The organism is Kitasatospora sp. cg17-2, assembly GCF_054031055.1.
Genome location: NZ_CM132923.1, coordinates 1,993,295 through 2,008,757 on the forward strand (window position 1 = coordinate 1,993,295; position 15,463 = coordinate 2,008,757).

Consider the following 15,463-nt stretch of genomic DNA (forward strand, 5'->3'; position numbering starts at 1 on the left):
GCTACCGGCCGGCGATGGTGTCGGCGAGGCGGGCGAGGGGGGAGGTGGTGGGGCGGCGGCGGGTGGCTTCCTGCCGGTCGGCGAGGTGGTAGGCGGCGTAGAGGGCGTGGACGCCGAGCCAGCGGAAGGGCTCGGGCTCCCAGCGGCGGACGCTGTGGCCGACCCAGGGCAGCCGGGTGAGTTCGGTGTCGTGGCCGAGCACGAGGTCGCGCAGGGTGCGGCCGGCCAGGTTGGTGGTGGTGACGCCGCTGCCGACGTAGCCGCCGGCCCAGCCGAGGCCGCTGCGACGGTCCAGGTCGACGGTGGCGCACCAGTCGCGGGGCACGCCGAGCACCCCGGCCCAGGCGTGCTCGATCCTGGCGGTGCGGGCGGCGGGGAAGAACTCGTGCAGGATCTCGCGCAGTTGGCGGACGGTCGCGGGCTGGGTGGCGCCGTCGGTGTCGGTGCGGGAGCCGAAGCGGTAGGGGACGCCGCGCCCGCCGAGGGCGATCCGGTCGTCCGCGGTGCGCTGCGCGTACATGTAGGCGTGGGCGAAGTCGCCGAGCACCTCGCGGCCCTCCCAGCCGGTCTCCTCCCAGAAGGAGGCAGGGAGCGGCTCGGTGGCGATCATCGCCGAGTTCATCGGCAGCCAGGTGCGGCGTTCGCCCGCGAGGCCGGAGGTGAAGCCCTCGGTGGCGCGCAGCACGTACCGGGCGGTGACGGTGCCGTGCGGGGTGACGGCGCGGGGTTTGCGGCCGCCGCGGATCTCCGTCACCCGGGTGCCCTCGTAGAGGTCGACACCGAGCCGTTCGACCACCTCGGCGAGGCCGGCGGCGAGCTTGGCCGGCTGGAGGCGGGCACCGTGCGGGCTCCAGACGGCGCCGAGGGTGCCGGCGACGTTCAGCCGGCGAGCGGCCTCGCCGGCGTCGAGTTCCTGGACGCGGTCGGCGCCGTAGGCGCGTTCGGCCTCGGTGAAGGTGCGCAGCCGGGCCAGTTGGGCGGGGGTGCGGGCGACCTCCAGGACGCCGCCGCGCACCAGGTCGGCGTCGATGTTCTCGGCGGCGAGGGTGTCGGCGACCTCGCCGACCGCCCGGTCCATCACCCGCTGCATCGCGGCGGCCCGCTCCTGCCCGTAGCGGCGGGCGAAGGCGCCTCGGCCGGCGAAGCCGTTGTACAGCCAGCCGCCGTTGCGGCCGGAAGCGCCGTAGCCGCAGAAGCGCTGTTCCAGGACGGCGATCCGCAGGCCCGGATCGGCCTTCTTGAGGTAGTAGGCCGTCCACAGGCCGGTGTAACCGCCGCCGACCACGCAGACGTCGACCTCCCGGTTGCCGGGCAGTGCGGGCCGGGCCTCGGGCATCCCGAGCCGGTTCCACCAGAAGGACACTCCGCCGTTCACACCCGTGCCGTTCACACCCGTGCCACCGGACCCCACGGAACCCGACCTCGCTCTCACGCCGACAGTTTCCCGGACGCTACGCCTGCCGCCCGGGCGCGAACCACCGCCAGCTTGGAAGAATCCGGTGCCCGCTCGCTGCACCCTGTCAGGTGCGCGGCAGGGGTGGGAGCGGGTCCGGAGCCGCGGGGCAGGACGAGGGTCAGGCCGCGAGGAGGCGTTCGAGCAGCCCCGCGGTCGGCTCCTCCTCCCCCGGCTCGGGGACGGCGCAGCGCACGTCGAAGGCGGCGTCGCGGGCGCGGGCGAGTTCGGCGGCGTCGCGGGCCGGGTCGAGGAAAGCGGAGCGGCGCGGTGCCAGGAGCATCCGCACGGTGCCCGCGGTCCAGTCGGGGGTGAGTTCGACGAGTCCGCCGTCGCCCTCGGCCATCGCCCCGGCGAGGCCGCGCAGGACGGTGAACGCCCAGATCATGCCGGGGAGTTCGAAGTCGACCCGGGTGTCGAGGTCGAGCGTGAGGGCGCCGGTGGCCTCGTCGTGGCGGAGGGTGAGGTCGTCGTGCTCGGCCAGTTCGAGGAGGTGGTCGGCGTGGTCGCCGTCGAGCCAGCTGTCGCACTCGGCGACGGCCGCCGGGAGTTCGGCGAGGTACTGGTCGCGCAGGGCCCGTTCGGTCCAGGGGGTGCAGAGGCCGGTCCAGTCGGACTCCGGCCAGGCGGAGGCCGGGGCCAGCGGCGAGCGCAGATAGGCCCGTAGGCGGGGTTCGGTGATGGTGACCGCCGCCGTGACCGTGATGTACCGCGCCATGTCCGCCGCTCCTCCGTCGTCGTGCCGGTCCCGCCGGTCGCGCCGGCCGCCCGGCTGTGGACGGTGTCGATTGTGCCCGCCCCCGCCGACGGTGGGGGCCGCGGCGGGAGCGGGCCGCCGGGGTGCCGGCTCAGCCGATGGTCGAGCCGGTGATCGGCTCGGAGAGCGGGATGCTCTCACCGGCGAATCCGGCCTTGACGAACTGCCAGGTCAGGCCATTGATCACGCCCTGGCCGAGCGGGGCGAACCGGGCGAAGGCCGGCTGGCTGAGGTCGATGTGGGTGGAGTCGCAGGACGGACACTTGTCCCTGACCGGCACGGTGACGGTCTTGCCCTGGTAACTGACCTTGACCGAGATGCCCTTGCAGAGCGGGTCGTTGTTGGGGTTGGCGCTGGTCCACCAGGTGTGCGAGACGGCGACCAACATCTGGTTGCCGGCGTTGATCTGGGTGCCGCAGGCGCCGTAGCCGGCGTCGTTGTAGTAGGTGGCCTTGCCGTTCATGGGCTTGTTGATCGGTATCGCGGCGCTCGCGGTGCCCGCGGTGAGCGCGACCAGCGCGGCGGCGGCCAGCGGGACGCCGGCCAGGATCCGGAGGTTCGGGACAACTCGCATGTGTGCCCTCCCAGTTCGGTGGTTGGAAAGGACAGTAGGCAGAGCATCCGCGACTGGTACAGACATCTGACATGTTGTCATGAACACAAGTAAGGAGGCTTTACTCGCTCGGCCGACGGGGGGACGATGCGTGACCGCACGACTCCCCCGCGCGTTCAGCAGGACGCCCGTTCCCGCGCCCCCGGAGGCCCCGTTGCGCACCTTCGCCCTGCTCGCCACCCTCGCCGCCGTACTCACCGGCGCCCTCGCCGGACCGGCCGCCGCCGCACCGGAGCCCCGGGAGGTCAACCAGGGCTACAGCATCCCGGTCGGCGCGGTCACCGACCTCGGCGCGCTCCCGGTTCTCGGCAGCCTCGGACTGGACTTCGCCCGACTGCTGGGGGCCTAGGCCCTCTCTTGGCGCCGACGGCGACCGCCTGTCAGGTGCCGGACAGTGCAAGAACTGTCCGGAAGATGATCGTCAGCCTGTCAGGCGAGCCCGTGACCTGCATCGTCACAGAAACACCACATCGATTCCGGACGCAATTGGTCTCTACCATTGCCCCGCGTTCACATTCGGAGGAGGCTCCTCGGCGAAGCGCAGGGGCACGGACCCCGGCGCTCCCTAGAGGGAGGAAGACCACTCATGTCGCTTCGCAAGGCCTTCTCCAGCGTCGCCGTGGCCGGAATCATGGCGGGCAGCGCCCTGATCGCGGCCCCGAGCGCCCAGGCGGCCACCTACACCTACATCGGCATCTACCCGACCGCCGCCTCCTGCCACGCGGCGGGCCAGGGGTACGTGAACAGCCACCAGGCCGTCGTCTACTTCTGCGACACCACCACCGAGACGGGCCCGGCGCGCCTCTCGGTCGTCTTCTACTGAGCCACCGCAACGCACTGAATCGGGGCCCGTCCGGACACTGTCCGGGCGGGCCCTTCGACTGCCCACGGTTATTTCCGCTGCGAAAGTTAGTCCTCCCGACACGCCCGCGACAGGCGGGAACACGCCCTCGCAGCAGCCGCGTCATCACCCGAACGCCTCCCGCAACGCGGCGTCATACGGCCGCAACACCCGTTCCCAGCAGGCGGAACGGATGATTGACAGGGATGCGCGGGCTTCAGCACGATGAGCGCCGAGCCCGGACGCAGCACCCCGAGACAGCGGAAGGAGGGCCGATGATCACCCGCACCGTTCACCGTGTCGCCCCGGCCCGCCGCCGCTGTTGTTGTCGCGGGACGCTCGCCCGCTGACTCCCGGCCGCACTGCGGCCGTTCCTCCCCGCCGCGGCACCCGTGCGCCCCGCGTCGCACCCCGCCCCGTCGCACCCTGCCGTGCCGGGTCCTGCCGTGCCCTGCCCGGGTCCGCGCCGTCGTCCGCGGCGGCCGGGCCCTGCCGGCGCACCCGCCCTCCCCGCATCCGCCCTCCCCGCGTCCACCTCCGTACGAGAGTCGAGGATCCGCCATGTCCACCGCCACCACCACCGCCACCACCGCCACCACCACCGCACTCCGCCTCACCCCGGCCGCCGGCCGGATCGGCGCGATCGTCCACGACGTCCGCCTCGGCGGCGAGCTGCCCGCCGGGACCGTCGCCGCGATCGAGGCCGCCCTCTACGAGCACAAGGTGCTGTTCTTCCGCGGCCAGCAGCACCTGGACGACGTCGAGCACGAGGCCTTCGCCCGCCTGCTGGGCCACCCCGTCGGCCACCCCACCGTCCCCAGCGCGGACGGCCGCTACGTCTTCGAGCTGGACGCCACCAAGGGTGTGCGCGCCAACAACTGGCACACCGACGTCACCTTCGTCCCCTCCTACCCCAAGGCCTCGATCCTCCGCGCGCTGGAGCTGCCGCCGGCCGGCGGCTCGACCGTGTGGGCCAACACCGCCGCCGCGTACCAGGACCTGCCGGAGCCGCTGAAGGTGCTGGCCGAGTCGCTGCGCGCCGTGCACACCAACGACTACGACTACGCGGCGAGCCTCGCCCTGCGCCCCGAGCTGGCGGACAACGCCGAGATCGCCGACCTGTTCCGGCAGGTCTTCGTCTCCACCGCGTTCAAGACCGAGCACCCGGTGGTCCGGGTCCACCCGGTGACCGGCGAGAAGAACCTGCTGCTCGGCGCCTTCGCCCAGCGGATCCAGGGCGTCTCGGGTGCCGACAGCCGGGCCCTGCTGGCGCTCTTCCAGCGCTACGTGGAGCGGCTGGAGAACACCGTGCGCTGGGACTGGCAGGTCGGTGACGTCGCGATCTGGGACAACCGCGCCACCCAGCACTACGCCGTCAACGACTACGGCGACGAGCCGCGCCTGGTCCGCCGGATCACCCTGGACGGCGACCTGCCGGTGGGCGCGGACGGCGCGCCGAGCCGGCTGCTGGAGCCCGCCGAGCCGCCGCGGGTGGCCGGGCTGGTGCCGGCCGAGGAGCTGGAGACCGCGGCCGCCGAGGCCGCGAAGGTGGCCGCTGCCGAGGCCGCCGGGGCCGGGGCCGCGGTGGCCCCGGGCGCCGACCGGGGCTGAGCGGAACCAGTACCGGAACCGGAACCGAGGAAGGCGAAGCATGACCACGGACACCGCCCCCGTCACGCCCGTCGGCGGGCCGCGCACCGGGGACGCCCGGCGGGACGTCAACGCCGCCGCCGTCCTGCGGGCGGTGCTGGACCACGGGCCGGTGGCCCGGGGCCGGGTGGCCGCGCTCACCGGCCTGAGCCCGGCCGCGGTCTCCCGCCAGGTGGTCGACCTGGTCCGGCTCGGACTGCTGCGCGAGCGGCCCGAGTTGACCGCCCCGGCGGCCGGTGCGGTGGGCCGGCCGCAGCTCCCGGTCGACGTCGACACCGGCCGGATCGCCGTGGCCGGGCTGCACATCGGCCTGCCGTACACCACCTTCGCCTTCCTCGATCCGCGCGGGAACGTCCTGCACCGGCGGGAGTTGAGCAATCGCGGCCGCACCGGCCGGGCCGTGCTGCGGCCGCTGCTGGAGCGGCTGCCCCGGCTGCTGGCCGCCGCGCCGGACGGCCGGACCGTGGTCGGCCTGGGCGCGGTCACCGGCGGTTCGGTCGACCGGGAGCGCGGGCTGATCCTCCGTCACAACCCGTTGCGGTGGCGGGACCTGCCGCTCGCCGCACTGCTCGCGGACGCCTCCGGGCTGCCCGTCCAGGTCGACAACCACGCCCGGGCGCTGACCCAGGCGGAGATCCTGTTCGGACACCCGGCGGCCCGGCGCTCGATGGTGCACCTGTTCGTCGGCCACGTGGTGGACGCGGCCCTGGCGGTCGCCGGAACCGTGCACGTCGGCCCGGCCTCGCCGACCGGGGACGTCGCCCATCTGCCGGTGCCGGACAGCGACCTGCTCTGCCACTGCGGCCGGACCGGCTGTCTGGCGGTCGCCGCCTCCGACACCACGCTCTTCGAGGCGGCGGCCGCCGAGGGGATCACCGAACAGCCGGACCGGGCCGCCTTCCTGGCCGCCGTCCAGGCCGGCGACCCGCGCGCCGACCGGCTGGTGCGGCGGCGCGCGGAGGTCATCGGCCGCGCGCTCGCCCTGCTGGCCGACGTGGTCAACCCCGACCTGCTCGTCCTGACCGAGACCTTCGCCCTGCTCGACCCGGCCTACCTGGACGTGGTGCGCGCCGAGTTCGCCCGCCGCTCGCACCTGCGGCGGGACGCCGATCTGCTGATCGCCCAGCAGCGCGGCGCCGATGTGCTCGCCGTGGCCGCCGGAGCCGCCGCGCTCACCGCCCTGCACGCCCGCCCGGTGCACGCCCTGACCGCCGCCCCCCGGCCGCACCGGCCGACCCCGCACCCGCCGATCCCGAACCCGCCGCCGCCCCCTAACCCGTCGACCCCGCAGGCCCCTTCCCGCAGAGGACCCCACTCGTGACCAGCTTCCCCACCGCCCCCGCCCTGTCCCGCCGGACACTGCTGCGCGGCGGCCTCGCCGGCGCCGGCCTGCTCTCCCTGGCCGCCTGCCGCTCGGCCGCCGACACCGCCGCGGGGCAGGCCACCGGCGACGCGGCGGGCCCGCGCCGCGGCGGCGTCCTCACGGTCGGCACCGGCGTCGACTTCACCCCCGCCCTGCTGTTCGCGCAGAGCGCCAACACCCTGGTCCAGCGCCTGGTCTTCAACACCCTGACCCGCTACGACGACAAGCTCCAGCCGCAGCCCGAGCTCGCCACCTCCTGGCAGGTCGCCGCGGACGGCGCGAGCGTCACGCTCAGGCTGCGCGAGGACGTGACCTTCCACAGCGGCCGCCGGTTCACCGCCGACGACGTGGTGTTCGCGGTCAAGAACCTCCAGAACCCGGCCCGTTCGGCCCAGTTGAGGTCGACCGCGGCCGCCGTCACCGACTTCCGCAAGAACGGCGACTTCGAGCTCACCCTCGTCCTCGCCCATCCGGTGAGCAATCTCTTCGACCTCTTCGAGTTCATGATCGTCCCGGACTCGGAGAGCGTCGAGGAGGCCTTCGCCGGCACGAAGCTGATCGGCACCGGCCCCTACACCTTCACCGAGCGCAAGCCCGGCAGCTCGATCACCTTCGCCCGCAACGAGAAGTACTGGAACCCGGGCCGCCCCTACCTGGACGGCGTCGAGATCCGGGTGGTCCCGCAGGCGGAGTCGCTGCTCTCCTCCCTCAGGACCGGTCAGACCCACCTCTCCTACAGCATCCGCGGCAAGGACATCGCCACCCTCCGCAGCGACCCGCAGTTCCGCATCACGCCCTACGACACCGGTTCCGGCGCCTACTACATCGGCGCCAACCTCACCGCCGAGCACGTCTCCGACAAGCGGGTGCGGCAGGCCATCGCCTGGGCGGTCGACCGCGAGCGGCTGGTCGAGCAGGCGCTCGGCGGCTACGGCACCGTCTCCGCCACCCCGTGGCCCAAGTCCTCCCCCGCGTACAGCGCGGACGCCGCCGGCCACTACCGCCACGACCCGGAGCGGGCCAGGCAGTTGCTCAAGGACGCCGGACTCACCGGCATCAGCCTGCCGTTCGCCCACAGCAACGACCCCGGCAACACCGCCGTCGCCCAGATCCTCCAGTACGACCTGAAGCAGGTCGGCATCGAGACCGTGCTCCAGCCCACCGACTCGCCGACCATGCAGAAGCAGCTGATCGCGCAGAGCATGCCCGCGCTGTGGACGCTCAGCCACGGCTTCGCCCAACTCCACCCCGCCACGCTGGCGGTGAGCGCCTACCCGTTCAACGAGGCGAAGAACAGCTCGCGCTTCAGCTCGCCCGCCTACACCGACATCGTCCAGCGGGCGTGGCAGCGGCCGGACAGCGACAGCCCCGAGGCCAAGGCACTCTACGGCCGGATCACCGACGTCCTGCTGGACGAGCAGTTCGTGATCGACCTCGCCATCGCGGGCCTCACCGAGGTCGCCGTCGGCAAGGCCCGCGGCGCCACCCTCAACAAGTTCGGCTACCTCAACCTCGACGACGCCTACCTCACGGCCTGACCGGAGGGCCCGGACCCCGATGCGCACCTTCCTCCTCAAGCGGCTCCCCTCCGCCCTGCTCGTCCTCCTCCTCGCCTCCTTCCTGGTCTTCCTCATCCTCCGCCTCATCCCCGGCGACCCCGCCACCTCACTGGCCGGGCCCGACGCCGGACCGGCGGCCGTGGCCGCGATCCGGGCCCGACTCGGCCTGGACCAGCCACTGTTCGGCCAGTACCTGCACTGGCTCGGCCAACTGCTGACCGGGGACCTCGGCCCCAGCTACGCGATCGGCGGCCAGGTCGCCGACCTGATCACCGACGGTCTCGGCGCGACCGCCCAACTCACCGCCGCCGCCCTGCTGCTGGTCGTCCTGATCGCCCTGCCGCTCGGCGTCCTCGGCGCCACCGCCCGGCGCCGGCCGGTCGGCGCCGCCGTCCGCGCCTTCACCACCGCCGTGCTCGCCGTGCCGCCGTTCGTCACCGGCGTGCTGCTGGTCCTGCTGTTCGCGGTCACCCTCGGCCTGCTGCCGGCCGGCGGCCACGAGTCCCTTCTCGACGCCCCCGACCTCGCCCTGCAGTACCTGCTGCTGCCCGCCGTCTGCCTCGCCCTGCCCAGCGCCGCCGTCCTCGCCCGCTACCTCACCGACGGCATCGAACGCGCCCTCGCCGAGGACTACGTGCGCACCGCCACCGCCGTCGGCGTCTCCCGCCGCCGGATCGTCTGGCGGCACGCCCTGCCGAACGCGCTGCCCTCCGCCGTCACCGTGCTCGGCCTGCAGATCGGCCACCTGGTGGCCGGGGCCGTGCTGGTCGAGCGGATCTTCGCCTGGCCCGGACTCGGCCAGCTCGTCGAGCAGGGCGTGCTGCGCCGCGACTACCCCGTGGTGCAGGACCTCCTGCTGCTGATCGTCGCCGTCTACGTCACCGTCCAGCTGCTCACCGACCTGGTGTACGCCTGGCTGGACCCCCGGATCCGGTGGGAGTAACCATGACCGCCCTCGCCGCCCCCGCGCGCGCCCTCCCGGCCCGCGCCCGCAACCGCTACCTCGCCGGGCTGCTCACCGGACGCGGACTGACCGGGCTCGCCCTGGTCGGCACCGTCGCCCTGGCCGGACTGCTCGCCCCGCTGCTCACCGGCCAGGACCCGGACGCCCAGGGCCCGCTGGCGCTGGCCGGGCCGAGCACCGCGCACCCGTTCGGCACCGACGACCTCGGCCGGGACCTCTTCAGCCGGGTCCTGCACGGCATCACCACCGACCTCGCGCTGATCCTCTCCGCCGTGCCCGTCGGCGCGCTGGCCGGCTGCTCGCTCGCCCTGCTCGCGGCCACCCACCGCTGGGCCGACACCGCCGTCCAGCGGGCCTTCGACCTGGTGCTCGCCTTCCCCGGGCTGATCCTGGCGCTGGCCGTCACGGCCGTGCTCGGGCCGGGCCGCTGGCCGGTGTTCATCGTCATCGCGCTCGCCGAAATACCCCTGTTCGGGCGGCAGTTGCGGTCCGGGATCCTGGTCCAGCGGGAGCGCGAGTACGCGCTCGCGGCCCGGGTCGGCGGCGCCTCCCGGCGCCGGGTGCTGCTGCGGCACGTGCTGCCGAACGCGGTCGATCCGCTGATCGTGCAGGCGGCGGTGGCGCTGTCCGTCGGCGTCTTCATCGAGGGCGCGATGAGCTTCCTCGGGCTCGGCGTCCGGCCCCCGGAGCCGACCCTCGGGTCGATCCTCAGCCAGTCCGTCGGCTACCTCGCCACCCGTCCGACCTTCGCGGCCGCCCCGCTGGCCGCCACCACCGCGCTGGTGCTCGGCTTCACGCTGATCGCCGAGGCCCTGAACCGGGGGATCCGCCGATGACCGCCAGCACCCCGCCCCGCACCACCGACACGACGACGCCGGTCGAGGACACCCCGCCGCTGCCCGCCGCCGGGCAGCGCAGCACCGACACCCCGCACCGCACCGTCCTGAAGGTCACCGGCCTCACCGTCGCGTTCGACGGCACCACCGCCGTCGACGGCGTCGACTTCGAGCTCGCCGCCGGCGACACCCTCGGCCTGGTCGGCGAGTCCGGCTCCGGCAAGTCCACCACCGCCCTGGCCCTGCTCCGGATGCTCCCGCCCGGCGGCCGGATCACCGGCGGCTCGGTGGAACTGGACGGCCAGGACCTCGCCGCCCTGCCCGAACCGGCCCTGCGCGCCCTGCGCGGCCGCCGGATCGCCATGGTCTTCCAGGACCCGATGTCCTCGCTCAACCCGGTGCTCACCGTCGGCCGCCAGCTCGACGAGGCCCTGCGCGCCCACGGCTCCCACCCCGACCGCCGCGAACGCGCCGCCCGCGCCGTCGAGCTGCTCGACCTGGTGGGCATCCCGGACGCCGCCGGGCGGCTGCGCGACCACCCGCACCGGTTCTCCGGCGGGCAGCGCCAGCGGATCATGATCGCCCTCGCGCTCGCCAACGACACCGAGGTCCTGGTCGCCGACGAACCCACCACCGCCCTCGACCCGACCGTCCAGCGGCAGATCCTGGACCTGCTCACCCGGATCAACCGGCGGACCGGCACCGCGCTCGTGGTGATCAGCCACGACCTCGGGGTGATCGCCCGGACCTGCCGCCGGCTGCTGGTGATGCGCCACGGCAAGGTGGTCGAGTCCGGCACCACCGCCGAACTCCTCGGCGCACCCCAACACCCCTACACCCGGCAGCTGCTGGCCGCCGTCCCCCGGCTGGAGACCCCCTCCGGGGCCGCCGCCAACAGCCGCCCCGGACCGGAACCGCTGCTCACCGTCACCGGCCTGCGGAAGACCTACGGCTCGCGCCGGCGGGCCGTCACCGCGCTGGACGGCGTCGACCTGGAGCTGCACCCCGGCGAGACCCTCGGCCTGGTCGGCGAGTCCGGCTCCGGCAAGTCCACCCTGGCCCGCGCCCTGGTCCAGGTCCACGCCCCCAGCGGCGGCGCGATCCGCTTCCGGGGCGAGGAGTTCGGCCGCGGCGGCGAACGCACCGCCCGGCGCGAGGTGCAACTCGTCTTCCAGGACCCGTACTCCTCGCTCAACCCCCGGATGACCGCCGGGCAGATCGTCGCCGAACCGCTGATCGCCCACGGCCTGGGCGACCGGGCCGCGCGGGCGGAGCGGGTCGCCGAACTCCTGGAGCAGGTCGGCCTCGACCCGGCCGGCGCCGACCGGCACCCGCGCGCCTTCTCCGGCGGGCAGCGCCAACGCATCGGCATCGCCCGGGCGCTGGCCCCCGGACCGAGCGTGCTGATCTGCGACGAACCGGTCTCCGCGCTCGACGTCTCGGTGCAGGCCCAGGTGCTCGACCTGCTGGCCCGGCTCCAGCGCGAGCTCGGCCTCGCCATCCTCTTCATCGCCCACGACCTCGCGGTGGTCCGGCAGGTGAGCCACCGGATCGCCGTGCTGCACGGCGGCAGGATCGTCGAGACCGGCCCCGCCGACCGGGTCGTCACCGCCCCCGAGCACCCGTACACCGCCGAACTCCTCGCCGCCGTCCCCCACCTGGACCCGGCACCGGTCCCCGTCCTCACCTCCCGGAGCACCCCATGAGCAGCGCCCCCCAGGATCCGCGGCAGGCCACCCGCCGCGACCCCTACGAAGGCTTCCCCGGCACCGTCGGCCGCACCTTCGCCGAGTCCACGCCCGCCTGGCCCGACCGGGTCCGCCCGCGCGAGGGCGCGCCCAACGTCGTCGTCGTCCTGGTCGACGACCTCGGCTACAGCGACATCGGCCCGTTCGGCGCCGAAGTCCCCACCCCCGTCCTGGACGGACTGGCCGAGCGCGGCGTCAAGCTCGCCAACTACCACACCATGCCGCTCTGCTCGCCCGCCCGGGCGGCCCTGCTCACCGGCCTCAACCCGCACCGGGTCGGCTACTCCTTCGTCGCCAACGCCGACCCCGGCTTCCCCGGCTACGGCATGGAGGTCGCCGGGGACATCCCCACCCTCGCCGAACTGCTGCACGACGCCGGTTACGCCACCTGGGCCGTCGGCAAGTGGCACCTCACCCGCGACTCCGCCTCCAACGCCGCCGACAACCGCGCCAACTGGCCGCTGCAGAAGGGCTTCGACCAGTACTACGGCGTCCTGGAGGGCCTGACCAGCCTCTTCCACCCGCACCAACTCGTCCGCGACAACAGCCCGCTGGACATCGACGAGTTCCCCGAGGACTACTACTACACCGACGACATCACCGATCGCGCCATCGACATGGTCAAGTCGCTGCGCGCCCACGACGCCGACAAGCCGTTCTTCCTCTACCTCGCCCACAACGCCGTGCACGGCCCGCTGCAGGCCAAGCCCGCCGACCTCGCCCGCCACCGCGGCCGCTACGACGGCGGCTGGGACGAACTGCGCGCCGCCCGCTTCGCCCGCCAGCTCGCCGCCGGCCACTTCCCGCCCGGCACCGAACTGCCCGACCGCAACGCCGAGGCCGGCCACGAGGTCGGCCCCTGGAGCGAACTCACCGAACCCGAGCGGCGGTTGTACGCGCGGTACATGGAGGTCTACGCGGCCATGGTCGACAACGTCGACCAGAACCTCGGGCGGCTCCTCGACACCCTCACCGAGCTGGGCGAACTGGACAACACCATCGTGGTGTTCACCTCCGACAACGGCGGCACCGGCGAGGGCGGCGCCGAGGGCACCCGCAGCTACTTCAGCCGCTTCGTCCACCACCCGAACCTGCCCGCCGACTGGAACCCCGACGTCGAGCGCGAGGTCGAACTCATCGGCGGCCCCCGCTCACTGGTCCACTACCCGCGCGGCTGGGGGATGGCCTCCAACACGCCGTTCCGCCTCTACAAGGGCCAGACCCACGCCGGCGGGGTGCGGGTCCCGTTCGTGCTGTCCTGGCCGGCCGGCCTCCCGCGCGCCGAGGGCGACCCCGGCGTCCGCACCCAGTACCAGTACGTCACCGACCTGCTGCCCACCCTGCTCGACCTGGCCGGCGTCGAACGCCCCGCCCACCGCGCCGGACAGCCCATGCAGTCCCTCGACGGCTTCCCCTTCACCGACGTCCTGCGCGACCCGGCCGCCGGATCCACCCACCACGAGCAGTACTGCGAGATGACCGGCAACCGCAGCTACTACCGCGACGGCTGGAAGCTGGTCACCCTGCACCGCCCCGGCACCCCGTACGAGGACGGCGAGTGGGCCCTGCACGACCTGCGCACCGACCCCACCGAGATCCACGACCTCGCCGCCGAACACCCGGAACTGGTCAAGGAGTTGTCCGAGGCCTGGGAGCTCGCCGCCCGGGACAACGGAGTGTTCCCGCTCGCCGACGGCAGCGGCGCGCTCGCCCGCCGCCACCCGGACGACGCCCGGCTGCGCCGCCCGGTGCGCCTGCTGGCCGGCACCCCCGAGCTCGAACGCTACCGCTCGTCCCGGCTGATCTCCTTCCGCTCCTTCACCGTCGAGGTCGAACTCGCCCACCACGGCGCCGGGGACGCCGGCGTCCTGGTCTCGCACGGCGACCAGGGCGGCGGCTACAGCCTCTACGTCGAGGACGGCCGGCTGCGCCTCGCCTACAACCAGTACGGCGAACTCTTCGAGGCCGACGCCGGACCGCTCGCCCCCGGCCCCCGCCTGGTCACCGTCGAGGCCACCGCCGTGCCGGGCCTGCGCTGGGAGTTCCGGGTGCTGGTCGACGGCGCGGAGACCGGGCGGCTGGGCCCCGTCCACCAGCTCATCGGGATGGCCCCGTTCCAGGGCATCAGCGTCGGCGTCGACCGCAAGTCCCCGGTCTCCTGGCCGGTGTACGAGCGCCACCGCTCGTTCCGCTACGGCGGTGGCCTGCGCGCCGTCACCTACCGGCCGGGCGACCCCGCCCCCGACGACCCGGAGACCGTCGCCCGGGCTCTGCGGGAGGCCGCCGCCGCGTTCGAATAGCCTGTCCCCGCAGAACCTCGTCGTCCGTCCTGTCCCGGGGGAACAGTGATCAGCGCACTCCTGCCCGCGTCCGTCGTCGTCGAGACCGCCTACTCCGACCCGCCCCAGGCCCGCCTGGAGCCCGAGGAGGAGGCCGTCATCGCCCGCGCCGTCGAGTCCCGCCGCCGCGAGTTCACCACCGTGCGCCACTGCGCCCGCCTCGCCCTCGGCCGCCTCGGCGTCCCCTACCGCCCGCTGGTCCCGGGCCTGCGGGGCGCCCCGGGCTGGCCCGAGGGCGTGGTCGGCTCCCTCACCCACTGCGCCGGCTTCCGCGCCGCCGCCGTGGCCCGCTCCGAGGACGTGCTCTCCCTCGGCATCGACGCCGAGCCCGCCCTCCCGCTGCCCGAGGGCGTCCTCGACGCCATCGCGCTCCCCGCCGAGCAGCAGCGCAACACCGCCCTCTCCGCCGCCCACCCCGGCACGCCCTGGGACCGCATCCTCTTCAGCGCCAAGGAGTCCGTCTACAAGAGCTGGTTCCCGCTCACTCACACCTTCCTCGACTTCTCCGAGGCCGACCTCACCCTCCGCCCGGACGGCACCTTCACCGCCGTCCTCCTCGTCCCCTCCCCGCTGCCCACCCTGGACGGCCGCTGGCGCGTCCACGAGGACCACCTCGCCACCGCGATCACCGTCCTGCGGTAGTCGGGGCCCGGGTGGGGCCGGGGACTCATGTTCCCGGGACAGCCGCGGGAGGAGGGTGGGAGTACAGCGCCCGCCGGAACAGGAGCGGGCCAGGACGGTTACGAGGTGCAACCATGACCGGCAATTCCGTCACCGCAGCGCCCGCCCTGCTCGTCACCGTGCACCACCAGGTACGGGACGGAGTGCCCGGCACGCTGCTGGCCCACGGCTTCATGACCAGCGGCTCGACCGTGCTGGTCCCGGATCCGCCCCGGGAGCTCGCGAGCCCGTGGAGCAGATACATCCTCCGGATATCCCGGTCACCGGGGCACGACGGCACCGCCGAGGTGCTCCCCGTCGCCGGCATCGCCCTGGCGGCGGTCCACGGGGACGGGATCAGCACCGCGGCGGCCCTGCTGTCGCTGATCTGGCCGACCCGGTTCGAGGTCCCCACCGTGACCTCCACACCGGAGCAGGTCGCCGAGCTCCTGGTCCGCCACCACGGCGACCAGTGGGCGGTCTACGCCGAACTCGGCCTCCGGGTGGTGCGCCCGGCCCGGAAGCCCGGCCCGACCGACGAGTGGTGGCTCGGCCCGGCGTTCGAGCAGTACGTCCACTCCAGCGCCCAGGACTTCAGCTGCGGCACCTGCGGCAGCAGCCCCAACTGCTGCCGGCGCCCCGGCCCGGAGTCCGCGGTCCCGGCCACCGAAGCGGCCTGA

The 15,463-nt window shown here is 74.0% G+C and carries 14 protein-coding genes; 11 read left to right on the forward strand and 3 right to left on the reverse strand.

The window, feature by feature from the left end; all coding sequences use genetic code 11:
• Position 1: 1 nt before the first annotated feature.
• The 3 genes from ACW14Y_RS07835 to ACW14Y_RS07845 form a co-directional block, all read right to left on the reverse strand.
• Positions 2-1,336, reverse strand: coding sequence for an NAD(P)/FAD-dependent oxidoreductase (locus ACW14Y_RS07835; RefSeq protein WP_456988103.1), 1,335 nt, complete (start codon positions 1,334-1,336; stop codon positions 2-4).
• A gap of 238 nt (positions 1,337-1,574) precedes the next feature.
• Positions 1,575-2,171: a hypothetical protein gene (locus ACW14Y_RS07840; RefSeq protein ID WP_380308972.1), complete on the reverse strand. Its 597-nt coding sequence runs from the start codon at positions 2,169-2,171 to the stop codon at positions 1,575-1,577.
• Between the two features lie 130 nt (positions 2,172-2,301).
• Positions 2,302-2,784: a cysteine/serine endopeptidase inhibitor gene (locus ACW14Y_RS07845; RefSeq protein WP_380308974.1), complete on the reverse strand. Its 483-nt coding sequence runs from the start codon at positions 2,782-2,784 to the stop codon at positions 2,302-2,304.
• A gap of 130 nt (positions 2,785-2,914) precedes the next feature.
• Here ACW14Y_RS07845 and ACW14Y_RS07850 point away from each other — a divergent pair, with 130 nt between their 5' ends.
• The 11 genes from ACW14Y_RS07850 (at position 2,915) to ACW14Y_RS07900 (ending at position 15,463) form a co-directional block, all read left to right on the forward strand.
• A complete protein-coding gene (locus ACW14Y_RS07850) occupies positions 2,915-3,172 on the forward strand; it encodes a hypothetical protein (RefSeq protein ID WP_380308976.1) in 258 nt (85 codons plus the stop codon).
• Between the two features lie 237 nt (positions 3,173-3,409).
• Entirely contained in the window at positions 3,410-3,646 is a 237-nt protein-coding gene (locus ACW14Y_RS07855; RefSeq protein WP_340632785.1) for a hypothetical protein, read from the forward strand.
• 579 nt (positions 3,647-4,225) lie between these two features.
• Positions 4,226-5,275 carry a TauD/TfdA dioxygenase family protein gene (locus ACW14Y_RS07860; protein WP_456986338.1) on the forward strand — a complete coding sequence of 350 codons (1,050 nt, stop codon included), beginning with the start codon at positions 4,226-4,228 and terminating at the stop codon, positions 5,273-5,275.
• Positions 5,276-5,315: 40 nt separating this feature from the next.
• On the forward strand, positions 5,316-6,635 hold the full coding sequence (locus ACW14Y_RS07865; protein ID WP_456986339.1) for an ROK family protein: 1,320 nt from the start codon (positions 5,316-5,318) through the stop codon (positions 6,633-6,635).
• Positions 6,632-8,215 (forward strand): ABC transporter substrate-binding protein, encoded by a 1,584-nt coding sequence (locus ACW14Y_RS07870; RefSeq protein ID WP_456986340.1) that lies wholly within the window; start codon positions 6,632-6,634, stop codon positions 8,213-8,215. Before ACW14Y_RS07865 ends, ACW14Y_RS07870 begins: the two co-directional genes overlap by 4 nt.
• A gap of 19 nt (positions 8,216-8,234) precedes the next feature.
• Positions 8,235-9,179 (forward strand): ABC transporter permease, encoded by a 945-nt coding sequence (locus tag ACW14Y_RS07875; RefSeq protein ID WP_380308984.1) that lies wholly within the window; start codon positions 8,235-8,237, stop codon positions 9,177-9,179.
• Between the two features lie 2 nt (positions 9,180-9,181).
• A complete protein-coding gene (locus tag ACW14Y_RS07880) occupies positions 9,182-10,036 on the forward strand; it encodes an ABC transporter permease (protein ID WP_380308986.1) in 855 nt (284 codons plus the stop codon).
• Positions 10,033-11,742, forward strand: a complete 1,710-nt coding sequence (locus ACW14Y_RS07885; RefSeq protein WP_456986341.1) for an ABC transporter ATP-binding protein — start codon at positions 10,033-10,035, stop codon at positions 11,740-11,742. The genes ACW14Y_RS07880 and ACW14Y_RS07885 overlap by 4 nt, the downstream gene beginning before the upstream one ends.
• Complete coding sequence (locus ACW14Y_RS07890) at positions 11,739-14,084, forward strand: arylsulfatase (protein WP_456986342.1); 2,346 nt, start codon at positions 11,739-11,741, stop codon at positions 14,082-14,084. The genes ACW14Y_RS07885 and ACW14Y_RS07890 overlap by 4 nt, the downstream gene beginning before the upstream one ends.
• Before the next feature lie 45 nt (positions 14,085-14,129).
• Positions 14,130-14,765, forward strand: coding sequence for a 4'-phosphopantetheinyl transferase family protein (locus ACW14Y_RS07895; RefSeq protein ID WP_456986343.1), 636 nt, complete (start codon positions 14,130-14,132; stop codon positions 14,763-14,765).
• A gap of 113 nt (positions 14,766-14,878) precedes the next feature.
• Positions 14,879-15,463, forward strand: coding sequence for a hypothetical protein (locus ACW14Y_RS07900; protein ID WP_380389857.1), 585 nt, complete (start codon positions 14,879-14,881; stop codon positions 15,461-15,463).

Excerpts from the sequence above, each read along its gene's own strand:
- ACW14Y_RS07835 (WP_456988103.1), bottom strand. The coding sequence starts at position 1,336 with ATGCCCGAGGCCCGGCCCGCACTGCCCGGCAACCGGGAGGTCGACGTC.
- ACW14Y_RS07840 (WP_380308972.1), bottom strand. The coding sequence starts at position 2,171 with ATGGCGCGGTACATCACGGTCACGGCGGCGGTCACCATCACCGAACCC.
- ACW14Y_RS07845 (WP_380308974.1), bottom strand. The coding sequence starts at position 2,784 with ATGCGAGTTGTCCCGAACCTCCGGATCCTGGCCGGCGTCCCGCTGGCC.
- ACW14Y_RS07855 (WP_340632785.1), top strand. The coding sequence starts at position 3,410 with ATGTCGCTTCGCAAGGCCTTCTCCAGCGTCGCCGTGGCCGGAATCATG.
- ACW14Y_RS07860 (WP_456986338.1), top strand. The coding sequence starts at position 4,226 with ATGTCCACCGCCACCACCACCGCCACCACCGCCACCACCACCGCACTC.
- ACW14Y_RS07865 (WP_456986339.1), top strand. The coding sequence starts at position 5,316 with ATGACCACGGACACCGCCCCCGTCACGCCCGTCGGCGGGCCGCGCACC.
- ACW14Y_RS07875 (WP_380308984.1), top strand. The coding sequence starts at position 8,235 with ATGCGCACCTTCCTCCTCAAGCGGCTCCCCTCCGCCCTGCTCGTCCTC.
- ACW14Y_RS07880 (WP_380308986.1), top strand. The coding sequence starts at position 9,182 with ATGACCGCCCTCGCCGCCCCCGCGCGCGCCCTCCCGGCCCGCGCCCGC.
- ACW14Y_RS07885 (WP_456986341.1), top strand. The coding sequence starts at position 10,033 with ATGACCGCCAGCACCCCGCCCCGCACCACCGACACGACGACGCCGGTC.
- ACW14Y_RS07890 (WP_456986342.1), top strand. The coding sequence starts at position 11,739 with ATGAGCAGCGCCCCCCAGGATCCGCGGCAGGCCACCCGCCGCGACCCC.
- ACW14Y_RS07900 (WP_380389857.1), top strand. The coding sequence starts at position 14,879 with ATGACCGGCAATTCCGTCACCGCAGCGCCCGCCCTGCTCGTCACCGTG.